At 65.6% G+C, this 19,066-nt stretch carries 19 protein-coding genes; 12 read left to right on the forward strand and 7 right to left on the reverse strand.

Annotation, left to right across the window (positions count from 1 at the left end; translation table 11 throughout):
- Positions 1-20: 20 nt before the first annotated feature.
- Positions 21-323 (reverse strand): DUF3565 domain-containing protein, encoded by a 303-nt coding sequence (locus LOY42_RS04410; RefSeq protein ID WP_110700089.1) that lies wholly within the window; start codon positions 321-323, stop codon positions 21-23.
- Between LOY42_RS04410 and LOY42_RS04415 the strand changes: the two genes are divergently transcribed.
- Together LOY42_RS04415 and LOY42_RS04420 are read left to right on the forward strand one after the other, a co-directional pair.
- Entirely contained in the window at positions 322-807 is a 486-nt protein-coding gene (locus tag LOY42_RS04415; RefSeq protein WP_046854201.1) for a peptidylprolyl isomerase, read from the forward strand. The genes LOY42_RS04410 and LOY42_RS04415 overlap by 2 nt on opposite strands.
- Positions 808-952: 145 nt before the next feature.
- The gene (locus LOY42_RS04420; RefSeq protein ID WP_258599901.1) at positions 953-1,435 is read left to right on the forward strand and encodes a glutathione peroxidase; all 483 of its coding nucleotides are present in this window, start codon (positions 953-955) and stop codon (positions 1,433-1,435) included.
- A gap of 55 nt (positions 1,436-1,490) precedes the next feature.
- Here LOY42_RS04420 and fecA read toward each other — a convergent pair whose 3' ends face one another.
- The 3 genes from fecA to LOY42_RS04435 form a co-directional block, all read right to left on the reverse strand.
- Positions 1,491-3,800, reverse strand: a complete 2,310-nt coding sequence (gene fecA / locus LOY42_RS04425; RefSeq protein WP_139668920.1) for a TonB-dependent Fe(3+) dicitrate receptor FecA — start codon at positions 3,798-3,800, stop codon at positions 1,491-1,493.
- A gap of 152 nt (positions 3,801-3,952) precedes the next feature.
- Entirely contained in the window at positions 3,953-4,879 is a 927-nt protein-coding gene (locus LOY42_RS04430) for a FecR domain-containing protein (protein WP_139668922.1), read from the reverse strand.
- On the reverse strand, positions 4,876-5,370 hold the full coding sequence (locus LOY42_RS04435) for a sigma-70 family RNA polymerase sigma factor (protein ID WP_139668925.1): 495 nt from the start codon (positions 5,368-5,370) through the stop codon (positions 4,876-4,878). The genes LOY42_RS04430 and LOY42_RS04435 overlap by 4 nt, the downstream gene beginning before the upstream one ends.
- Before the next feature lie 178 nt (positions 5,371-5,548).
- Here LOY42_RS04435 and LOY42_RS04440 point away from each other — a divergent pair, with 178 nt between their 5' ends.
- The 6 genes from LOY42_RS04440 (at position 5,549) to LOY42_RS04465 (ending at position 11,870) form a co-directional block, all read left to right on the forward strand.
- The gene (locus LOY42_RS04440) at positions 5,549-5,854 is read left to right on the forward strand and encodes a DUF3649 domain-containing protein (protein WP_094011745.1); all 306 of its coding nucleotides are present in this window, start codon (positions 5,549-5,551) and stop codon (positions 5,852-5,854) included.
- On the forward strand, positions 5,851-7,413 hold the full coding sequence (locus tag LOY42_RS04445) for a PepSY domain-containing protein (protein ID WP_139668927.1): 1,563 nt from the start codon (positions 5,851-5,853) through the stop codon (positions 7,411-7,413). The genes LOY42_RS04440 and LOY42_RS04445 overlap by 4 nt, the downstream gene beginning before the upstream one ends.
- Positions 7,413-7,739 (forward strand): DUF3325 domain-containing protein, encoded by a 327-nt coding sequence (locus LOY42_RS04450; protein ID WP_139668929.1) that lies wholly within the window; start codon positions 7,413-7,415, stop codon positions 7,737-7,739. The genes LOY42_RS04445 and LOY42_RS04450 overlap by 1 nt, the downstream gene beginning before the upstream one ends.
- Before the next feature lie 4 nt (positions 7,740-7,743).
- Complete coding sequence (locus LOY42_RS04455; RefSeq protein ID WP_250888375.1) at positions 7,744-8,295, forward strand: RNA polymerase sigma factor; 552 nt, start codon at positions 7,744-7,746, stop codon at positions 8,293-8,295.
- On the forward strand, positions 8,292-9,263 hold the full coding sequence (locus LOY42_RS04460) for a FecR family protein (RefSeq protein ID WP_139668930.1): 972 nt from the start codon (positions 8,292-8,294) through the stop codon (positions 9,261-9,263). Before LOY42_RS04455 ends, LOY42_RS04460 begins: the two co-directional genes overlap by 4 nt.
- Before the next feature lie 204 nt (positions 9,264-9,467).
- The gene (locus LOY42_RS04465; RefSeq protein ID WP_258599904.1) at positions 9,468-11,870 is read left to right on the forward strand and encodes a TonB-dependent receptor; all 2,403 of its coding nucleotides are present in this window, start codon (positions 9,468-9,470) and stop codon (positions 11,868-11,870) included.
- A gap of 57 nt (positions 11,871-11,927) precedes the next feature.
- On the opposite strand, the gene LOY42_RS04470 is transcribed toward LOY42_RS04465, so the two are convergent.
- A complete protein-coding gene (locus tag LOY42_RS04470; RefSeq protein WP_110700001.1) occupies positions 11,928-12,803 on the reverse strand; it encodes a helix-turn-helix domain-containing protein in 876 nt (291 codons plus the stop codon).
- Positions 12,804-13,055: 252 nt separating this feature from the next.
- Between LOY42_RS04470 and LOY42_RS04475 the strand changes: the two genes are divergently transcribed.
- The 4 genes from LOY42_RS04475 (at position 13,056) to LOY42_RS04490 (ending at position 16,859) form a co-directional block, all read left to right on the forward strand.
- Positions 13,056-13,955, forward strand: coding sequence for a DMT family transporter (locus LOY42_RS04475; RefSeq protein ID WP_258599906.1), 900 nt, complete (start codon positions 13,056-13,058; stop codon positions 13,953-13,955).
- Between the two features lie 146 nt (positions 13,956-14,101).
- Positions 14,102-15,559, forward strand: coding sequence for a glucosyltransferase domain-containing protein (locus LOY42_RS04480; protein WP_177485993.1), 1,458 nt, complete (start codon positions 14,102-14,104; stop codon positions 15,557-15,559).
- Positions 15,556-15,924: a GtrA family protein gene (locus LOY42_RS04485; RefSeq protein WP_102682115.1), complete on the forward strand. Its 369-nt coding sequence runs from the start codon at positions 15,556-15,558 to the stop codon at positions 15,922-15,924. The genes LOY42_RS04480 and LOY42_RS04485 overlap by 4 nt, the downstream gene beginning before the upstream one ends.
- On the forward strand, positions 15,921-16,859 hold the full coding sequence (locus LOY42_RS04490; RefSeq protein WP_139668938.1) for a glycosyltransferase family 2 protein: 939 nt from the start codon (positions 15,921-15,923) through the stop codon (positions 16,857-16,859). The genes LOY42_RS04485 and LOY42_RS04490 overlap by 4 nt, the downstream gene beginning before the upstream one ends.
- Before the next feature lie 48 nt (positions 16,860-16,907).
- On the opposite strand, the gene LOY42_RS04495 is transcribed toward LOY42_RS04490, so the two are convergent.
- Complete coding sequence (locus LOY42_RS04495; RefSeq protein ID WP_102682113.1) at positions 16,908-17,882, reverse strand: D-glycerate dehydrogenase; 975 nt, start codon at positions 17,880-17,882, stop codon at positions 16,908-16,910.
- A gap of 219 nt (positions 17,883-18,101) precedes the next feature.
- Entirely contained in the window at positions 18,102-19,049 is a 948-nt protein-coding gene (locus tag LOY42_RS04500) for a LysR family transcriptional regulator (RefSeq protein WP_110699994.1), read from the reverse strand.
- Positions 19,050-19,066: the final 17 nt, after the last annotated feature.

Here is a 19,066-nt window from a genome sequence, read left to right on the forward strand (position 1 = left end):
GAATAAGCGGTGCAAGGAGTTCAGCGGCCAAGGGTAGCGCTAACGGCACCTTGAGCGCACCAGCCGCAGGCGAATGCCTGGCCGATGCGCCGGGCGCGTTCGTTGGCATCGAGCACCCAGGGCCGGGCCTGCCACGGCGGCTGGTGGCGCAGATGCTGGGTGTGGCCGCAGGACAGCTCGACCACCCAGTGCCGCTCTTCGTCGAGGTGGAAGCCGGTGATCCGACTGATGGGCTGCTGTTGGTCCGCGCCGGGTTCGCAATCGGCCGATGCGTTGGTTACACTTGTTCGTTCTATATTCTTTTGCAAAAGGTCTTGCCCCATGCTGATCGCCGCCAACAAGGCTGTCTCCATCGACTATACCCTCACCAACGACGCAGGTGAGGTCATCGACAGCTCCGCCGGTGGTGCGCCGCTGGTCTACCTGCACGGTGCCGGCAACATCATCCCGGGCCTGGAAAAAGCCCTGGAAGGCAAGCAGGCTGGTGAGGAACTGACCGTTGCCATCGAACCCGAAGAAGCCTACGGCGAGTACTCCGCCGAGCTGGTCAGCACCCTGAGCAGCAAGATGTTCGAAGGCGTCGACCAACTGGAAGTCGGCATGCAGTTCCACGCCTCGGCGCCGGACGGCCAGATGCAGATCGTCACCATCCGCGACATCGACGGCGACGACGTGACCGTCGACGGCAACCACCCGCTGGCTGGCCAGCGCCTGAACTTCAAGGTCAAGGTTGTCGACGTGCGTGACGCCAGCGAAGAAGAAATCGCTCACCGTCACATCCACGGTGAAGGTGGCCATCACCACTGATTTTCTGCGCTAAGCTCAGAGAGTCGCCAGGCGCTCGGGCAAGCCGGACTTGCCCTCCTCGGGAGGGTGGACGGTTTGGCCGCGCGCCTTTTTCGTGGGCGGGATTCGCCCCTGCGGCAATCGGAACCTGAGAGGGGATTTCATCATGAGTGCATTTCACGACCTGACGTTGAAGGCGCTGAACGGCGAGGACCTGCCCCTTGCACCGTTCAAGGGCCAGGTGGTGCTGGTTGTCAATGTCGCCTCCAAGTGCGGCCTGACGCCGCAATACGCTTCGCTGGAAAAGCTGCACCAGCAGTACAAGGGCCAGGGTTTCAACGTGCTCGGCCTGCCGTGCAACCAGTTCGCGGGCCAGGAGCCTGGCAGCGAGAAGGAAATCCAGGACTTCTGCAGCCTCAACTACGGCGTGAGCTTCCCGCTGGGGGCCAAGCTCGAGGTCAACGGCGCGCAACGTCATTCGCTGTACCGCCTGCTGGCGGGCGAAGGCGCCGAGTTCCCCGGTGACATCACCTGGAACTTCGAGAAGTTCCTGGTCGGCAAGGATGGCCGGGTGCTGGCACGCTTCGCCCCGCGTACCGCGCCAGACGATCCGACCGTGTTGCAGGCGATCGAGAAAGCGCTGGCCTGATCACGGGTTGCCCAGCGCCGGCTCGCCGGCGCTGGGCAACACAGCCCCGGGCAACCTAGAACGCCACGGAAGTCTGCACGTACAGCGTGCGCGGTTCACCCACGTACTTGCCCTTGTTGTTGTCGTCGAACGAACGGGTGTAGTACTCGCGGTTGAACAGGTTCTTCACCCCCACCGCCACCTTCAGGTTCGAAAGCGCAGGGCCGAAGTCATAGCCGGCGCGGGTGCTGACCAGCATGTAGCCGGGGATCCGCCCGGTGCTGCCGTCGGCACTCTCGCTGGCGGTGTTGGCGTTGTCGGCGTACTGGCTGCTCTGGAAGCTGCTGTCCAGGTTCAACTGCCACGGGCCTTCGGTATAGCCGATGCCCAGCGTGCCCTTGTGGCGCGACGAGAACGGCACCTGGTTGCCCTTGTTCGGGCCGTCTTCACGGATGGTGGCGTCGACGAAGGCGTAGCCGGCATGCACATCGAAACCGGCCAGGGCCGGGCTCAGGCCGTCGAGGGCGTAGCGCACGCTGGTCTCGATGCCCTGGTGGCGGGTTTCGCCACGGGCGATCACCGAGTCGTTGGTCTGGTTGCTTTCGTACTGGTTGTCGAAATTGATCAGGAACGCGCCGATCTCTGCCTGCAGGTCGCCATTGTCGTAGCGGGTGCCGACTTCCCAGGTGCGCGCCTTCTCCGGTTTCACCTCGCCACTGCTGACCCGGTTGGGCATCTGGCTGTACTGCACGCTGCCGAACGAACCTTCTGTGTTGGCGTACAGGTTCCAGTCGTCGGTGAGGTGGTACATCACGTTCAGTGCGGGCAAGGCGGTGTTGTAGCTGCCCTGGTACTGCTGGCCGTTGAGCTTGTTGCTCTGCCGCGAGTCGATCATCTCGTAGCGGATGCCCGGGGTGATGGTCCAGCGGCCGATGTCGATGCGGTCGTCCAGGTAGATCGCGTGGGCTTCGGTACTGCCGCGGGTGTCGCGGTCATTGCGGCTGGCCGTGGTCGGCAGGGCGCCGTTGACCGGCTCGCGGTAACGCAGTTCATGGCCGGCTTCGTTGACGTAGCGGTAGCCGACGCCCAGCTCGTGCCAGCTGTCGCCCAGGGCCAGGCCCTGCGAGAAACGCGTTTCGATACCGCGCACCCAGTACTCGCGCGGCGACAGCGAGACGAAGCTGCCCTGGTCCAGGTAGCCGCTGCGCAGGGTCTTGGTGAAGAAGCTGTTGACGCTGAACTGACGGTCGTCCTGCTTGTAGTCGTAACCGAAGTTGAACAGGGTGCGACGGCCCCAGAACTTGTCCTTCAGGCGCGTCGACTGGTACGGATCGGCGTCGAAGTCCGCCGTGCTGAGGCCGCCGGGCATCTCGGCCTCGCCCTCGTAGTACTGGGCCATGGCGTGCAGGCTGTTGGCGTCGTCCAGTTGCAGCTTGCCCTTGAGCATCAGGTCGTCGATCTGCGTGTCACTGTGCTCGCGCCAGTCACTGCCACGGGTGCCGGAGTAGAGCAGGGCGCCGCCCAGGCCGTTGGCGTTGGTGCCGCCGATCAGCAGGTTGGCGCTGTTCTTCAGGCCATCCTGGCTGGACGACGGGCTGAGCTGGTTCTGCATCGCCGCCTTGAAGGTGGCCTCTTCGGGAATGGCGCGGGTGACGAAGTTGACGATGCCGCCGACGTTCTGCGGCCCGTAGCGTACCGCGCCGCCGCCGCGCACCACGTCCACGGCGTCCATGTTGCCCAGGCTGATCGGCGCCAGCGACAGCTGCGGCTGGCCGTAGGGGGCGAAGGGCACCGGGATGCCGTCCATCAGCACGGTGGAGCGCGAGGCCAGGCGCGGATTGAGGCCGCGGATGCCGAAGTTCAGCGCCAGGTCGTGGCTGCCGGTGCCGTTGTTTTCCGGGGCGTTGACGCCGGGGATGCGGTTGAGCACTTCGCGGGCACTGCTGGCGCCGCTGCGTTCGAATTCATCGCGACGCACCACGTCGCGGGCACCAGGGTGCTCGAAGACGTTGTCCTGGCGGGCCTCGGCCAGCCAATCGCCGACCACGGTCGAGGCGCCCAGCTCCACGGCCGCGCTGCCGGTGCTGGCTGGCTGCGGTTGCAGGCTGTAGGCGTTGTCGGTCTCCTGGCGAGCCTGCAGGCCACTGCCACGCAGCAGGGCGTCGAGGCCCTGGCCGACCTCGTACTGGCCATCCAGGCCGGGGCTGTTCAGACCTTGGGTGAGGCCGGGGTTGAACGAGATCAGCGCGCCGCTTTCGCGACCGAACTGGTTCAGGGCCTGTTCCAGTGTGCCGGGCGCGATGTGGTAGTCGCGGGGCTCGCCGGCCAGGGCGAACGGGGCGGCGAGGATCAGGGCGTAGGCGAGGGGACTGAGGCGCAGGGGCATGTGACGGAGGTCCTGTGACAAGGGGTTCTGCCTTCTCTGTCACGCGAGGTTCGGGAAATGGCTCAACGGATATGAAATAAATGTGCGCTGGAGCCGCTCTTCGTGGGAGCGGGCTTGCCCCGCGATGGCCATGTGTTGCCCTCGCTTGCCTCTCAGCCGGTTTTCGCAGCCTCCAGCGACACCCAGTACCGGGTGAACCGCCGCACCTTCACCGGGAGTGTCACCTCCAGCATTTCCAGAATCCGTTCACTGTCGGCCAGTGGATACGACCCGGAAATCCGCAGGTCGGCGACGCTTTCGCTGCAACCCAGCTGGCCGAGCCGATAACGCCCAAGCTCGGCGAGAAAGTCGCCCAGGCGCATCTGCGACACCACCAGCATGCCGTCTACCCAGGCCGCGCGGTTGGGGTCGAGCGGTGCGATCGCCTGCCAGCCGCCCACGGCAAACCGCGCCTGGTGGCCGGCCAGCAACGGTGTGCCGGCTACGCTGGCGCTGCCGCTGAACACCGAGACCAGGCTGAAACCATCGAACTGGCGCACATCGAAGCGCCCGCTTTCCAGACGCAGCTCGCCCTGGGCCGTGGCCAGGCGCAGTGGACGGGGATCGTTTTGCACCTCGAGCAACAACTCGCCCTCCTGCAATCGCACCCGGCGCTGCTGGCCGTCGAAACGCACATCGGCGGCGCTGCGGGTGTTCAGGTGCAACTGGCTGCCGTCGTCGAGGGTCAGGCGGCGGCGCTGGCCGACCGGGCTGCGGTAGTCGGCCATCAGCCCGGGCAGCGGATTGTGCTGCTGCAGGCCCAGCCCGGCGGCACTGGCCACGCCGGCCAGCAGCAAGACCTTGAGGGCGCGGCGCCGGGCGGGTGAGGGTGGTGCCTGCAGGGTGGCGTGGACCACTGGCGCGGTCACGACGCGCAGGCGCTGGTTGACCTGCTGGATATGCGCCCAGGCGCGCTGATGCTCGCTGTCTGCCTGCAGCCAATGCTGCAGGGCCTGGTGCTGGTCGAAATCGGCACTCTGCGACTCGATCAGCCAGTGCACCGCCTGTTCGGCGATCTGCGCCGAGAACGTGCCGTTCACAGGGCGAAGTAGCAGCGCAGGGCTGCCTTGTGCAGGTAGCGCTTGACCGTGGCCAGGGAGATGCCCAGCTCACGGGCGATCTCGCCCTGGCCCAGGCCATCGACCTGGGCCAGCAGGAAGGCGCGCTTGACCAGTGCCGGCAGGCCGTCCAGCAGGCGGTCGAGCTCCAGCAGGGTATCGAAGATAAGGGCTTTGTCTTCCTCGCTCGGTGCCACCTGTTCGGGCACCTGGGCCAGGGCCTCAAGGTAGGCGCGCTCCAGTTCCTGGCGGCGGAAATGGTTGCACAGCACACGCTTGGCCACGGTGGTGAGGAACGCACGAGGCTCGATCAGTTGCGGCGCTTCGCGGGCCTGGAGCAAGCGTACGTAGGTGTCCTGTGCCAGGTCGGCGGCACTCTGCGGGCAGCCCAGGCGCCGTCGCAGCCAACCGGTCAGCCAACTGTGGTGGGCGAGGTAGAGGCCTTCGACGGTGGAAGAGAGGGCGCTGGGCACCGATGCGACTCCGGCGCCGGATAGCGCAACTGGAAGTAAGAATTGTTCGCATTGTATTCATGCCGCTGGTGTTCGGCAATCGCTGCCGACGCAAGGCATGCGACCGCTCGCACCGCCATGTTTTGCTTATGAGAATTGAAATCATTAGTATTGCAGCCCCAATTCCCGGACCCTCGCCATGAAGAGTAAAGCCGCCGGCCTTCCCCTGAGCTACCGCCTGGCCGTGACCTCACGCAGCCTGGCCGCGCTGCTGGGTGGCTACCTGCTGGCGTCGATGGCCAGTGTCTGCATCACCCTGCTTGCGCCGATGACCCAGGCCGACGCGACGATGACCGGGATGATGCTGTCATTCGTCTTCTACCTGATCGCCTTCATCTGGTGCTTCGCCTGCCGCAGCGCCTGGCGCGCCTGGCTGGGCATGCTGCTGCCAAGCCTGGTGCTGGGGCTGATCAACGCACTGGCCTACTGGATGAACCTGCCATGAAAGAAGGCTTCCGCCAGGCCATGGCCTGGCTGCACACCTGGACCGGCCTGATCTTCGGTTGGCTGCTGTTCGCCATCTTCCTCACCGGGACGCTGTCGTACTTCAAGGACGAGATCAGCCACTGGACCCAGCCCGAGGTGCAGAGCCATCCGCTCGACCCGGTAACCAGTCTCGGCCTGGCCCAGCGTTACCTCGAAAGCAATGCCGGCCATGCCAGCACCTGGTTCATCCGTTTGCCCAGCGAGCGCGAGGCGGCGCTGAGCGTCAGCTGGCGCGACCCGAACGGTGGTGGGCGTCGTGGCTTCACCGACAAGGAGCTCGATGCGCGCACCGGCGAGGCGGTCGAGGCCCGCGACAGCCGTGGTGGCGAGTTCTTCTACCGCTTCCACTTCCAACTGCAGATGCCGCACCCCTGGGGGCGCTGGCTGTCGACCTTCTGCGCCTTCATCATGTTGCTGGGGTTGGTCACCGGGATCATCACCCACAAGAAGATCTTCAAGGAGTTCTTCACCTTCCGCCCGGGCAAGGGCCAGCGGTCCTGGCTCGACGGCCACAACGCCATCGGTGTGCTGGTGCTGCCGTTCCACCTGATGATCAGCTACAGCAGCCTGGTGATCTTCATGTACATGGTCATGCCGGCCAGCATCCTGGCCAGCTACGGCGACAGCAGCGGCTACTTCAACGATGTGTTCGGCCGCGACGAGGTGCCCGAGGCGGTTGCCCAGGCCGCGCCGCTGGCGCCGTTGACCGATCTGTATGCCAAGGTCCAGGAACAGGCGCCGGGGGCGCGCATGGGCTACATCCAGGTGCACAACCCCGGTGACCGCAACGCCCGGGTCACCTTTACCCGCGCCTCGGCCGACAGTGTCGCCTACCAGCGCAGCGCCATCTGGACCTTCGATGGCGTCAGTGGCGAGCTGCTGCGCCGCGGCGCGCCGGAAAGCGCGGCGATGACCACCTCGTTCACCTTCGTCGGCCTGCACATGGGCAACTTCGCCGGGCCTTGGCTGCGCTGGCTGTACTTCGCCTTCGGCGTGGCCGGCACCGCGGTGATCGGCACCGGGCTGGTGATGTGGCTGGGCAAGCGCCAGCTCAAGCATGCCAAGAGCGCACGCATGCCCGGCGAGCTGCGCCTGGTCGAAGTGCTGAACATCGCCAGCATGAGCGGCCTGTTGCTGGGCGTGGCGGCGTTCTTCTGGGCCAATCGCCTGCTGCCGGCAACGCTGGAAGGGCGGGCCGACTGGGAAATCAACGGTTTCTTCCTGGCCTGGGGCGCGTCATTGCTCCACGCCATGCTGAGGAGCGGGCGCCGCGCCTGGGGCGAGCAACTGACGCTGGGCGCGCTTGCGTTCGCCTTGCTGCCGTTGCTCAACGCGCTGACCTCCGACAAGGGGCTGGATCACTCCATCGCCGCCGGTGACTGGGCCATGGCCGGTTTCGACCTGACGGCCCTGGCCACCGGCCTGTTCCTGGCCTGGGCCGCCGGCAAGATGCTGCGCGCGCCCAAGCCGGCCGCCAAGCGTGCGCCCCGCGCCGCCAAGACCGTGGAGGCGAGCTGATGCTGGCAGTTGCGCTGATGGGCTTCGCCGGTTTTGCCGGCCTGTGCCTGGCCATGGACAAGCACTTCAACGAGCTGCTCGGGCGCAAGCCCACGGCCAGCCAGCAGCGTGCCATGCGCGTCGGGGGCTGGGCATTGCTGCTGTTGTCGTTGGCCCTCGCCGTGCAACTGCGCGGTTGGGCCTTGGGCCTGGTGGAGTGGATCGCCGTGCTGATGGCCGGCGTGACGCTGTGGGTATTCGGCTTGCCCTACGTGCCGCGCCTGCTGCTCGGCCTGGCCGCCGCCAGCCTGGTGCTCGGGCCACTGCTGGCCGTGCTGGCGGTCTAGGCCCTTGAGCGACTCCGAGGCCGGCGGCGGGCGGGCACGCTTCCTCCAGGTGTTCCTCGCCCAGCGTGCGCGCATGGAGGCGCTGGTCAGCCGCCGCGTCGGCTGCCGCGCCACGGCGTCGGACCTGGTGCAGGACTTGTTCCTGCGCTTCTGGCGGCGCCCCGAGGTGAAGGTCGAGGCGCTCGACACCTACCTGCTGCGCAGCGCCAGCAACCTGGCCATTGACTACCTGCGCAGCGAGGGCAGCCGCGACCGCGCTGCCGAGGGTTTGCACGACCCCGACGAAGCCCACTGCGCCCAGGCGCCCGAGCAGGCCCTGGAGGTCGACCACGACCTGCAACGCATCGAGGCTGCCCTGCGGGCATTGCCCGAACGCACCCGGCAGATCTTCCTGCTCAGCCGCATCCATGGCTGCACCTACGGCGAGATCGCCAAGGCCATGCAACTGTCCCAGAGCGCGGTGGAAAAGCATATGATGCGCGCCCTCGAAGCGTGCAAGGCGAGTGTTGCCGAACCCGCGTCCCCATTGCGCCGGCCAGGGAGCGCCCGTCGATGAGTGTTGAACAGCCGATCACTGCCGCCCAGTCCCAGGCCGCCCTGCGTTGGCTGGGGCGCATCCAGCAGCAGCCGGCGCAGGCCGAGGGCGCGGCGTTCAAGCGCTGGTTGCTGGAGAGCCCCGCCCACCGCCAGGCCTATGCCGAGGCCCAGGCGCTTTGGCGCCTGAGCGGGGCGCCGGCGGCGCGGCTGGCGGCCGAGGAACACCAAGGTCTGCAAGCGTACCTGGAGGCCATGCGCCGGCCCGAGCGCAAGCGACCGTGGCGCGGCCTGGCGGTGGCGGCGAGCCTGGTACTGGCGCTGGGATTCGCGGCAGGCTGGCAGCCACAGTTCTGGCTGCAGGACCTGCGTGCCGACTACACCAGCGGGGCGCAGGTGCGGCAGGTGACCCTGGCCGATCGTTCGCAACTGACCCTGGATGCCGGCACCGCCGTGGCGGTGGACTTCGCCCATGGGCAGCGGCGTGTGCGGTTGCTGCGCGGCGCCGCATTCTTCGAGGTGACCCATACCGGCGAACCGTTCCTGGTGGATGCGCAGGGCGGCGAAGTGCGGGTGCTGGGGACCCAGTTCGAGGTGCGCGGGCAGGGTGACGGCGCGCAGGTCACGGTGCGCAGCGGGCGGGTGGCGGTGACGGCGGCCGAAGGGCAACCGGCCCGCGAACTGACAGCCAACCAGCAGCTGGCCTATGCCGGTGGTGTGGCCGCTGGGGTCGAGGCGGTGGACAGCGACAGCCGCCTGGCTTGGCGCCAGGGTTGGCTGAACTACTACCAGGTGCCGTTGGCGCAGGTGATCGAGGACCTGGGGCGTTACTACCCGGGGCGGATCCTGCTGCTCGACGGTGAGCTGGCGCAGCGCAAGGTCAGTGGCAGTTTCCCGGTGGCGGAACCGCTGGCCGCGCTGGATTCGCTGGGCAAGGTGATGGGGTTCGAGCGGCAGACGCTGCTGGGCCGGTTGACCGTTTTGCGTTGACCTGAGCCGACGTCATCGCGGGGCAAGCCCGCTCCCACGAGTCCGTTCCCATGAGCCATTGCGTGGGAGCGGGCTTGCCCCGCGATAGCGTCGGAACAGCAAAATATTTCCATCAGGTGATGAGGTACCCCACGCCGGCATCCGTGTAGTGAGTGGAAGTGCGATTCATTCGCATACGATCATCCCGCCCACAGGTCCGCGTCCATGAAGTTCACCCCGCGTTGCGTCTCGCTCTGGTTCGGCCTCTGCAGCTTGTCCGCCGTGGCCGTCGCGCCCCCTGCCGTGGCCGCCCAGCAGAGCCAGGTCTATGCCTTCGCCCAGCCCAGCCAGCCGCTGGCCCAGGCACTCAACGCCTTCAGCCGTACCACCGGGCAGAGCGTGGTCTATACCCTGACGCTACCGGACCTGCGGGCCCCGGCGCTGAACGGCACCTTCGACGCCGACCAGGCGCTGCAGCAGTTGCTCGGCAACTCGGGCCTGGCCTGGCGCCGCCTCGACGCCCGCACCCTGACCCTGGAGCCGGTCGACACCTCCGGCGCGCTGAACCTGCAGGCCACCACCATCAACTCGCAACTGGACGACTACAGCTACCAGCCGCCGGCCAGCGCCTCGATCATGCGCGGCCAGGGCGCGACCCTGGATATCCCGCAGGCCGTGAACGTGGTTCCGGCCCAGGTGATCCGCGACCAGGCACCGCGCAACCTGGACGATGCGTTGTACAACGTCAGCGGCATCACCCAGGGCAACAACTTCGGCGGTACCGCCGACACCGTGATGAAGCGTGGCTTCGGCGACAACCGTGACGGCTCGATCATGCGCGACGGCATGCCGATCGTGCAGGGCCGCGCGCTCAATGCCAGTACCGAACGGGTCGAGGTGCTCAAGGGCCCGGCCTCGCTGTTGTACGGCATCCAGGACCCGGGCGGGGTGATCAACGTGGTCAGCAAGCGCCCGCAACTTGCGCAGTACAACACCCTGACCCTGCGCGGCTCGACCTACGGCAGCGGCAAGAACGGCAGCGGCGGCGGCCTGGACAGCACCGGTGCGCTGGGGGAGAGCAACCTGGCCTATCGCCTGATCGTCGATCACGAGGATGAGGACTACTGGCGCAACTTCGGCGTGCACCGCGAATCGCTGGTGGCGCCGTCGCTGGCCTGGTATGGCGAGGACACCCAGGTGGTGCTGGCCTATGAGCACCGCGAGTTTCGCTACCCGTTCGACCGCGGTACCGCCTTCGGCAGCGACGGCCATCCACTGAATATTCCTGCCACCCGCCGCCTGGACGAGCCGTTCAACGATATGGAAGGGCGCTCCGACCTGTACCGCCTGGAGGTCGATCATCAGTTGGACGATGCGTGGAAGCTGCACGTCGGCTACAGCTTCAACCGCGAGACCTACGACGCCAGCCAGGTGCGCGTGACCGGCGTGGATGAAAGCCAGGGCACGTTGTCGCGCAGCATCGACGGCACCCGGGGCGCCCTGAGCCGCGACCAGTTCGCCACCTTCAGCCTCAACGGCAGCGTCGAGCTGGCGGGCATGCGCCACGACCTGGTGGTCGGTGTCGATCACGAGGACCGCAAGGTCTACCGCGCCGACCTGATCCGCCAGAACAGCCGCTCGACCTTCAGCTACCTGAACCCGGTCTATGGCCGCGAAGTGGAAGGCACCAGCGTGCGCGCCAGCGACAGCGACCAGACCGACAAGCTGCGCACCGATTCGCTGTTCCTGCAGGACGCCTGGCACCTGGACGAGCACTGGATCCTGGTGGCCGGCGGGCGTTTCCAGCAGTACGACCAGTACGCCGGCCGTGGCCGGCCGTTCAATGTCAACACCGACACCCGCGACCAGACCTGGGTGCCCCATGCGGGCGTGGTGTACAAGGTCGATGACCAGCTGTCGTTCTATGGCAGCTACAGCGAGTCGTTCAAGCCCAACTCGACCATCGCACCGCTGAGCATCGGCGGTGGCCGCACCCTGACCCTGGACTCTGGGATCGCGCCGGAGAAGGGCAAGTCCTGGGAGCTGGGGGCCAAGCTCGACGTGCCGGGCGCGGTGAGCGGTACCCTGGCGCTGTTCGACATCACCAAGCGCAACGTGCTGGTGGCCGATGGCGACACCCAGCCGGGGACCATTCTCTACAGCAACGCAGGGGAAGTCCGCTCACGGGGTGTCGAGCTGGACCTGACCGGCCAACTCAGCGAGCGCTGGAGCCTGATCGGCGCCTATGCCTTCACCGACGCCGAGGTCACCAAGGACCCACAGCTCAAGGGCAACCGCCTGCAGAACGTCGCGCGTCACAGTGGCTCGCTTTCGGCGGTATACGACTACGGCAGCCTGTTCGGCGGTGATCGCCTGCGCCTGGGGGCAGGTGCGCGCTACGTGGGTGAGCGTGCGGGCAACGCGACAAACGACTTCGACATGCCGGCCTACACCGTGGCCGATGCCTTCGCCAGCTACGAAACCAAGCTGGACGAGCACAAGGTGCGCTTGCAGTTGAACGTGAAGAACCTGTTCGACAAGGTGTACTACAGCTCGGCGGTGAACCGTTACTTCGTCGCCGTGGGGGATGCGCGGCAAGTCAGCCTGTCGAGCACCTTCGAGTTCTGACGCCAACCGATGATGGGCGGCGTGGGAGCGGGCTGGCCCCGCGATAGCGCCCGGCAGTCAGGCGCAGAACGCCGCCCGATACTCCCCCGGCGTCGCTCCCAACGCCTGGCGAAACCGGTTGCTGAAGTGACTGGCACTGGCAAACCCGCACAGCAGCGCCACTTCGCCCAGGGGCAGCGTGCCCATGCGCAGCAGGTGACACGCCTTTTGCAGCCGTCGGGCCAGCAGGTACTGATGCGGCGGCAGACCGAAGCTTGCGCGGAACATCCGCGCGAAGTGGTATTCGGACAGGTTGCAGCGCAGCGCCAGCTCGCCCAGCGTCAGCGCCTGGTCCAGGTGGGCCTCGATAAAGTCCACCAGTTGTCGGCGCTGGTGCGGCGCCAAGCCGCCCTTGAGTTTGAGCCCTTGGCGCAGGCCGGCCTGATTGAGCACGGCGTGGTCGATGATGTCATGGGCCAGGCTGCTGGCCAGCAGGCGCTCGCCGGGTTCGGCCCAGTCCAGGCCGATCAGCTGGCGAAAGCGTGCGGCCTGTTGCGGGTCGTCGAGGAAGGTCGCCTCGTGCAGCTGCATTTCACGCGGCTCGCGGTCCAGCAGGCGGGTGCAGCCAAGGGCGAACTGCTGTTCGCTGATGTACAGGTGGGCCAGGCGGATCGTGCCGTTGACCACCCAGTTGGACTCATGGCCGGCCGGCATGATGCATAGCTTGCCCGGCGCGCCCTTGTCGGCCGGGCGCTGGCGGCGGAAGGTACCGGTGCCGTCGGCGATGTAGCACGACAACGTGTGGTGGCTGGGCGCCTGGTAGTCGCGGGCGTCGTCGCGGTTGCTCCACAACGCCGCCGCCAGCCCGTCGCCCAGGTGCGCGCTCAGCTCCAGCCGGGCGTGGGGCGAGGCATGCATGGCGTTGAAGACTTGCAGGTGGTCGAGTGCGGGCATGGGAGACTCCTCTGAAGGCCATCGTACTGCGGCGCGGGCGGGAAGGCAGCTGGCCGAAGAGGAAAAGCGCAAGTTTATGCAAGCGTGGGAATCAGGGCGCGGTAAACACTCGTAGTCCTGGCGAGGGCTGCGCCCTCGAATCGCTGGCAAGCCAGCTCCCACAAGGTAAAGGCATGTGCTGTTCCTGTGGGAGCTGGCTTGCCAGCGATGGGCCGCGAAGCGGCCCCAAGTCGACTGTCTGGAGGAATGCCCGTGAACCTGTCGCTCTACCTGCTCACCGTCCTGATCTGGGGCACCACCTGGATCGCCCTGAAATTGCAACTGGGGGTAGTCGCCATCCCGGTGTCGATTGTCTACCGCTTCGCCCTGGCCGGGTTGATCCTGTTCGTCTTGCTGCTGCTCACCCGCCGCCTGCAGCCGATGAACCGCCGGGGCCATCTGGTGTGCCTGGCCCAGGGCCTGTGCCTGTTCTGCGTCAACTTCATGTGTTTCCTCACCGCCAGCCAGTGGGTCGCCAGCGGCCTGATCGCCGTGGTGTTCTCCACCGCCACCCTGTGGAACGCGATCAATGCACGGATCTTCTTCGGCCAGAGGATCGCCGCCAATGTGCTTGGCGGCGGGGCCATGGGGCTGCTGGGCTTGGGGCTGCTGTTCTGGCCGGAGCTTTCCCATCATGCCGCCAGCCGCGAAACCCTTTATGGCCTGGGCTTGGCGCTGCTTGGCACGTTGTGTTTCTCCGCAGGCAACATGCTTTCCAGCGTGCAGCAGAAGGCCGGGCTCAAACCCATGACCACCAATGCCTGGGGCATGGTTTACGGCGCGTCAATGCTGGCGGGGTATTGCCTGCTCAGGGGGATCCCCTTCGATATGGAGTGGAACACGCGTTACATAGGCTCGCTGCTGTATCTGGTGATCCCGGGCTCGGTGATCGGTTTTACCGCCTACCTCACCCTGGTCGGGCGCATGGGGCCGGAGCGGGCCGCCTACTGCACTGTGCTGTTCCCGCTGGTGGCGCTGAACGTGTCGGCGTTTGCAGAAGGCTATGAGTGGACTGCACCAGCCCTGCTGGGACTGGTCGCGGTGATGGCGGGAAATGTGCTGGTGTTTCGCAAGCCGTCGCAACGTACGCAGAGTGCCCTGGCCAGAAGCTAGTCCGGCACAACTGATATTTTTAGCAGGTGCGGCCAGCCAGCGGGTGACTAGACTAGCCCAGGGGCGACAGACTGGGGAGCGCAATGGCCGTTTCGGCAATCTTGGATCATCGACTGTCTCGCAGGGACGTTTGGCTGTTGTGTCTCATGGCGATCGGGCTGCACGTCCTGCCCCTGGTGCTGGCAGACCTGGCCTACATCGACGATGTCTGGCGATCTCAATTGGCGGGGCAGTTGCAAGACCCGGGTGATTCCTGGACGGGTCAGGGCCGGGTGTTGGCTGACGTGCTGCATGGTGGGCTGGGGTTCGGCAATGCGACGCCGAACCTTTACCCACTGCCGTTGCTGCTGGCAATGGTGGTGGCCGCCAAGGCATTGTCGGATTTGGCATTCCACTACTTCGAGGCACCCACAGGTACGGCACTGCTAGTGGTCTTGCCCCTTTGGTACAACCCCTTCTTCCTGCAGAACCTGTCCTACCAGTACGACGGGGCCGTGATGGCGCTGGCCCTTGCCGCGAGTGTCATGGCCATCACGCAAGGGACACGGCACCGGTGGGGCGCAGGCCTGGCGATGGTGCTGATTGCGGCGGCGGCCAGCCTTTATCAGGTCAGTGTCAATGTCTTCGCGGGGTTGTGTTGCATCGAAGTCATTCGTCAGGTCGCCGCGCATGCACCCCTGAAGCAGGTGGTACGGCAGTTGGCGCAGCGTACGGTTCAGTTGCTGGGTGGCGTCCTGCTGTACTTGCTCACGGGATATCGACTCATTGATGTTCCTCGCTCGGCGCTGCTCCCCCTGGACCACGCATGGCCGGGAACCCTGGCGCGTCGCCTGCAGATGGCCTTCGAGCATGTGGGGTTGTTGGCAACGGCCGGCACGGCCTGGCTGTTCCTCATGCTCGGCGGCCTGGCTGGCGCGACGCTGGTGCTGTGCTCCTGTCAGGTGCTACGCAGTGCGCGCCCGGTGATGTCGAGGGTGGCGCTGTTGACGTTGATTTGGTTCTCTGTCGTGGCGCTTATGCTACTGGTGCCGGGCATGTCGCTGCTGTTCGACCATTACAACCAAGGCGCGCGATTGTTGATGGGGGTGGGGCCCGCCATGGTGCTGGTGATGTTGCTGGCACATGAGCGGCTTGCTGGCCTGCATGCACGACTGGCCTGGGTCACCGCCATGCCCCTGGTGTTCATGCTGTCTTTTTCTTATGCCTATGGGCGGCTGCTGGTGGCGCAAAAGGAAGTGGAGCGGGTGATGACCTTCAGTATCGCGCAAGCCATCCAGTCCAACCCCGCGTTGTATGGCGCCAAGCGTTTCTACATCCTTGGCCATGACAGCCGTCAAGTGTGGTTGCCCGCCGGCAGTGGTTCGTTCCAGGCCATGCCGGCCTTGAGGTATGTGTTCGCCATTGGTTACCAGGTGCTTCCCGAAATGATGCCGAGAGTGGGCATGACGACTTTCGGCAGCCACCCGCCCCTGCAAAGAGCGCAAGTATTGGTGTCCAGCCCTCAGCCCCAAGTGGATGGAAAGTTCTTTGCCATTCATCGGGTAGAGGACGTCGGCTACGTGTTGATGAAGCCGATTCTCGACGCAGAGGCCTTCCATAAATGAGCCTGGTACGTTTCAACCGTTACGCGCTGATTGGCGTCGGCAACACGCTGATCCATTGGCTGACCTTCCTGCTCCTCCACCTGCTTGTGGGCTTGTCGCAAGGGGCGAGCAACCTGCTGGCGTTTCTGTTGGCGGCGAGCGTGTCCTACTTCATGAATGCCCACTACACCTTTGCCGTCAGAGCTCGCACGAGACGCTACCTGATGTTCCTTTCTGGCATGAGCTGCCTGAGCCTGGCTCTGGGTGCGTTTTCTGACTTTGCCCGTCTGTCTCCATGGTTGACCTTGGTGACCTTTTCGATGGTCAGCCTTATTGTCGGGTATGCCTTTTCACACACCGTGGTGTTCAAGAGGAGGGACCTGTGAACATTACCTTGGTGGTGCCGTTGTTCAACGAACAGGAAACCCTGGAGCGCTTCTACCAGACGGTGCGGAGCGAACCTTCGTTGCAGGGTAAGACCGTGGAGATCGTCTTCGTCAACGACGGCAGCACCGACGACACCGAAGCCATCTGCGCCGAGCTGGCGGCTAGGGACGAGTGGGTCACGTCGATCACCTTCTCGCGCAACTTCGGCAAGGAGTCGGCGTTGTTCGCGGGGCTGGAGCATGCCGAAGGCGACGCGGTGGTGCCAATCGATGTCGACCTGCAAGACCCCATTGAGGTTGTCGCGCAGATGATCGAGCGCTGGCAGGGCGGCGCCGACGTGGTGCTGGCCAAGCGCCGCAGCCGGCTGGCCGATACGCGGTTCAAACGGTGGACGGCGGGGCTCTACTATCGTCTGCACAACGCCATCGCTGCGTTGCCGATCGAAGAGAACGTCGGCGATTTCCGCCTGCTCGACCGCAAGGTGGTCGCTGCCATCCGGCAGATGCCGGAGCAGCAGTTGTTCATGAAGGGCGTGCTGTCGTGGGTGGGGTTCCGTACCGAGATCATCGAGTACGACCGCCAGGAGCGGGCGGCGGGCAATAGCAAGTTTGGCTTCTGGCGCCTGTGGAACCTGGCACTGGACGGTATTACCTCGTTCAGCACGGTGCCGCTGCGGCTATGGACCTACATCGGTGGCGGTGTGTCGTTGTTCGCCCTGCTGTACGCGGCATTTCTGGTGCTGGACAAGTTGCTGTTCGGCAACGACTTGCCGGGGTACCCGTCACTGATGACGGCGATTCTGTTCCTTGGCGGGGTGCAGTTGATCGGGATTGGCATCCTGGGCGAGTACATCGGGCGGATCTACCAGGAAACCAAGCACCGGCCCCGCTATGTTGTACGCAAGGTACTGGGGCGGCGTAGCCAACCCCAGTAGGCTCTATCGCGGGGCAAACCCGCTTGCACAAACCTCGTGATTGGGCTTTCAGCTTTGCCACACCTGCGGATTCACCAGGTCCTGCGGTCGCTCGCCCAGCAAGGCCGAGCGCAGGTTGTCGATGGCCCGGTTGGCCATGGCTTCGCGAGTCTCGGCAGTGGCCGAGCCGATGTGCGGCAGGGTCAGGGCGTTGGGCAGCTTGAACAGCGGCGAATCGCCGAGCGGTTCTTTCTCGTACACGTCCAGGCCGGCGCCGCGAATGGTCCCTTCCTGCAGTGCCTCGACCAGTGCCGCTTCGTCCACCACCGGGCCACGGGCGATGTTGACCAGGAACGCGCTGGGTTTCATCAGCTTCAGCTCGCGGGCGCCGATCAGCTTGCGGGTGGCGTCGGACAGCGGCACCACCAGGCAGACGAAATCGGCTTCTGCCAACAGCTCATCCAGGCTGCGGAACTGCGCGCCCAACTCCTGTTCCAGCGCGGCCTTGCGGCTGTTGCCGGTGTACAGCACCTGCATGTTGAAACCGAAACGGCCACGCCGGGCGATGGCCGCGCCGATGTTGCCCAGGCCGACGATGCCCAGTTTCTTGCCGTGCACATCGCTGCCGAACTGCGCCGGGCCGACGGTGGCCTGCCAGTGGCCCGCCTTGGTCCAGGCGTCCAGCTCGGCGGTGCGCCGGGCACAACCCATGATCAGGGCGAAGCCCAGGTCGGCGGTGCTTTCGGTGAGCACGTCGGGGGTGTTGGTCAGGGCGATGCCGCGCTCGTTGAAGTAGTCCAGGTCGTAGTTGTCGTAGCCGACCGAGACGCTGGACACCACCTCCAGCTTGCCCGCGCCTTCGAGCTGCGCCCGGCCCAGCTTGCGGCCAACGCCGATCAGGCCGTGGGCCTCGGGCAGCGCTTCGTTGAACTGGGCGGCGATGTCGCCCAGCTTGGGGTTGGGCACGATCACGTTGAAGTCGTGTTGCAGGCGCTCGGCCATGGCCGGGGTGATGCGGCTGAAGGCCAGGACGGTCTTTTTCATCGGGCTGCTTCTCTGCAAGGTGCAAGGACGGGGTCTGCGCAGAGGGGGCCGCGTTGCGGCCCATCGCGGATAAATCCGCTCCTACAGGAAACTCATGACCCTGTAGGAGCGGATTTATCCGCGATAGAGGGCCAAGCCCTCTCATGAACCTCTCTGCCAGACGCTGAAATCAATGGTTAGCAACCTACCATTGTCCCCCGCCCGAATGCACCGGCTTTTTCAGTTGGCGATCAGCAGCTCGTGGGTTTTCAGGTCGGCCTCGTGGGCGGCGAGGATTTCCGGCAGCGAGTTGCGCAGGTACTCGACCCAGGTCTTGATCTTCGCATCGAGGTACTGGCGCGACGGGTAGATCGCATACAGGTTCAGCTCCTGCAGGCGGTACTGCGGCAGGATCCGCACCAGGCTGCCGTCACGCAGGCCATCGATGGCGGTGTAGATCGGCAGCACGCCCACGCCCATGCCGCTGCGGATCGCGGTCTTCATCGCATCGGCGGAGTTCACCTGGAACGGTGAGGTGGTGATATTGACCACCTCCTGTCCCTCGGGGCCGTCGAACAGCCATTTCTCCAGCGGGATCACCGGGCTGACCATGCGCAGGCAGGCATGCTTGAGCAGGTCGGCGGGCTTGTGCGCGAACCCGTGGCGCGCCACGTAGTCGGGCGATGCGCAGACGATGCTGTAGGTGATGCCCAGGCGCTGGGAGACGAACCCCGAGTCGGGCAGCTCGCTGGCCAGCACGATCGACACGTCGTAGCCCTCATCAAGCAGGTCGGGCACGCGGTTGGCCATGGTCAGGTCGAAGGTCACGTCCGGGTGCGACTCGCGGTAGCGGGCGATGGCGTCGACCACGAAATGCTGGCCGACACCGGTCATCGAATGCACCTTCAGCTGCCCGGCGGGACGGGCATGGGCATCGCTGGCCTCGGCCTCGGCTTCTTCCACGTAGGTAAGAATCTGTTCACAGCGCATCAGGTAGCGCTTGCCGGCCTCGGTCAGCGCGATGCGCCGGGTGGTGCGGTTGAGCAGGCGGGTTTGCAGATGGGCTTCCAGGTTGGAGACCGCCCGCGACACGTTCGCGGTGGTCGTGTCCAGTTGCGCCGCGGCAGCGGTGAAGCTGCCGAGCTGGGCCACGCAACTGAAAGCACGCATGTTTTGCAGGGTGTCCATGGGTCACTCTCGGTTTA

Origin of the sequence: Pseudomonas sp. B21-023, assembly GCF_024749165.1 — a bacterium.
In the GTDB taxonomy this organism is placed as follows: domain Bacteria; phylum Pseudomonadota; class Gammaproteobacteria; order Pseudomonadales; family Pseudomonadaceae; genus Aquipseudomonas.

Bases quoted from the DNA above. Each gene is read 5' to 3' on its own strand.
- LOY42_RS04450 (WP_139668929.1), top strand. From the start codon at position 7,413: ATGCTGGCAGTTGCGCTGATGGGCTTCGCCGGTTTTGCCGGCCTGTGC.
- LOY42_RS04495 (WP_102682113.1), bottom strand. From the start codon at position 17,882: ATGAAAAAGACCGTCCTGGCCTTCAGCCGCATCACCCCGGCCATGGCC.
- fecA (WP_139668920.1), bottom strand. From the start codon at position 3,800: ATGCCCCTGCGCCTCAGTCCCCTCGCCTACGCCCTGATCCTCGCCGCC.
- LOY42_RS04460 (WP_139668930.1), top strand. From the start codon at position 8,292: ATGAGTGTTGAACAGCCGATCACTGCCGCCCAGTCCCAGGCCGCCCTG.
- LOY42_RS04440 (WP_094011745.1), top strand. From the start codon at position 5,549: ATGAAGAGTAAAGCCGCCGGCCTTCCCCTGAGCTACCGCCTGGCCGTG.
- LOY42_RS04470 (WP_110700001.1), bottom strand. From the start codon at position 12,803: ATGCCCGCACTCGACCACCTGCAAGTCTTCAACGCCATGCATGCCTCG.
- LOY42_RS04415 (WP_046854201.1), top strand. From the start codon at position 322: ATGCTGATCGCCGCCAACAAGGCTGTCTCCATCGACTATACCCTCACC.
- LOY42_RS04465 (WP_258599904.1), top strand. From the start codon at position 9,468: ATGAAGTTCACCCCGCGTTGCGTCTCGCTCTGGTTCGGCCTCTGCAGC.
- LOY42_RS04480 (WP_177485993.1), top strand. From the start codon at position 14,102: ATGGCGATCGGGCTGCACGTCCTGCCCCTGGTGCTGGCAGACCTGGCC.
- LOY42_RS04500 (WP_110699994.1), bottom strand. From the start codon at position 19,049: ATGGACACCCTGCAAAACATGCGTGCTTTCAGTTGCGTGGCCCAGCTC.
- LOY42_RS04420 (WP_258599901.1), top strand. From the start codon at position 953: ATGAGTGCATTTCACGACCTGACGTTGAAGGCGCTGAACGGCGAGGAC.
- LOY42_RS04485 (WP_102682115.1), top strand. From the start codon at position 15,556: ATGAGCCTGGTACGTTTCAACCGTTACGCGCTGATTGGCGTCGGCAAC.
- LOY42_RS04410 (WP_110700089.1), bottom strand. From the start codon at position 323: ATGGGGCAAGACCTTTTGCAAAAGAATATAGAACGAACAAGTGTAACC.
- LOY42_RS04445 (WP_139668927.1), top strand. From the start codon at position 5,851: ATGAAAGAAGGCTTCCGCCAGGCCATGGCCTGGCTGCACACCTGGACC.